The following is a 1,397-nucleotide window of genomic DNA, read 5'->3' as shown; positions in this document are numbered from 1 at the left end:
TATTGCCGCTAGTACAATTAAGTTACCACACAAAATTCGTAAGGAGGCAATAGACCATGTCTGGTAATATTATACAACTTAATGAGGATCTTATAAAGAATAATTTAAAGGATCTTGTACGCAACAGTGTAGAGGAAACACTGAACGCCCTGCTCGACCACGAGGCGGACGAACTCGTCCGCGCTGGCAAGTATGAGCGAACGGGAGACCGTAAGGGCTACCGTTCCGGTCATTACGAGCGGAATTTTGGCACGACTTCCGGCGAAGTCAGATTACGCGTGCCGAAGCTCAAGGGCATCCAGTTTGAGACGGCCATCATCGAGCGCTATAAACGCCGTGAATGCTCTGTCGAGGAAGCCCTTATTGAGATGTACCTGGCCGGCGTATCCGTGCGCCGTATCGAAGATATCACCGAATTGCTTTGGGGCACAAAGGTCTCCTCTGGCACCATCAGCAATCTCAACCAGAAGGCATACAAGCACATCGAGGAATGGCGTCAGCGTCCTTTAACGGAGGAATATCCGTATGTTTACGTCGACGGCATTTACCTCAAGCGCTGCTGGGGTGGTGAGATTCAGAATGTATCCGTTTTGGTCGCTATTGGCGTCAACAAAGACGGATTTCGTGAGATCCTCGGTGCAGCAGAAGGCATGAAAGAAGACAGGGAAAGCTGGTTGAACTTCTTCACCTGGCTCAAAGGCCGTGGCCTTGCAGGCGTGCGTCTCATTATCGGCGATAAATGCCTTGGCATGCTGGAAAGCATCCCTGTAGTCTTTCCTGAAGCCAAATACCAACGCTGCACGGTCTATTTTTACCGGAACGTCTTCACAGTGACGCCAAAGCCTAAGATGAAGCAGGTTACCTTGATGCTCAAGGCAATCCACGCGCAGGAACGGGTGAATCGCGAGATACGCCGCCGTACACGGGCCATTGGTGCCTTTCCTGACGGCAACAGTGCTTTGATGCTCGTCTGTGCCAGACTTCGTCATGTTGATGCCTCGGAATGGGGCTCAAAACGCTATATGGACATGGAGCATCTATTCAAGATGGGAATTGAGCAGCCAAATGACGAGGAAAATCCATATATCTGATGCAGATATTTACTGGCGGATGAAATGAATTTGCGAAAGAATCTTGACACTACCGTAAAACTCGTTGGGAACCTTGTAGCCTAATGCCTCGTGGGGCCGTATGTTGTTGTAATCATCTACGTATTGGTTAATCAGACGTCGAAGCTCTCTTGGGGTGCGATATTCGTTCGGATAGAGCTGCTCCGTTTTGAGGCTACGGAACCAACGTTCAATCATGATGTTGTCTGCCCAGCGGCTCCTGCCGTCCATACTTTGACGGATATTGAGGTTACGAAGCAGATTCTTGTAATCATCACTGGTGACTGA

2 protein-coding genes are annotated in these 1,397 nt (G+C 49.5%); one reads left to right on the top strand and one right to left on the bottom strand.

Annotated elements, in window-relative coordinates:
• The first annotated feature begins 56 nt into the window (after positions 1-56).
• Complete coding sequence (locus tag NM10_RS12535; protein WP_020311909.1) at positions 57-1,091, top strand: IS256 family transposase; 1,035 nt, start codon at positions 57-59, stop codon at positions 1,089-1,091.
• 9 nt (positions 1,092-1,100) lie between these two features.
• Here NM10_RS12535 and NM10_RS12530 read toward each other — a convergent pair.
• Positions 1,101-1,397, bottom strand: a 297-nt coding sequence (locus tag NM10_RS12530; protein ID WP_020311908.1) for an IS3 family transposase, incomplete at its 5' end; no start/stop codon positions are given.

The sequence above is a fragment of the Megasphaera sp. NM10 genome, assembly GCF_000417505.1.
Taxonomy (GTDB): domain Bacteria; phylum Bacillota; class Negativicutes; order Veillonellales; family Megasphaeraceae; genus Megasphaera; species Megasphaera intestinihominis.
This window is presented reverse-complemented; position numbering and strand designations above follow the sequence as displayed.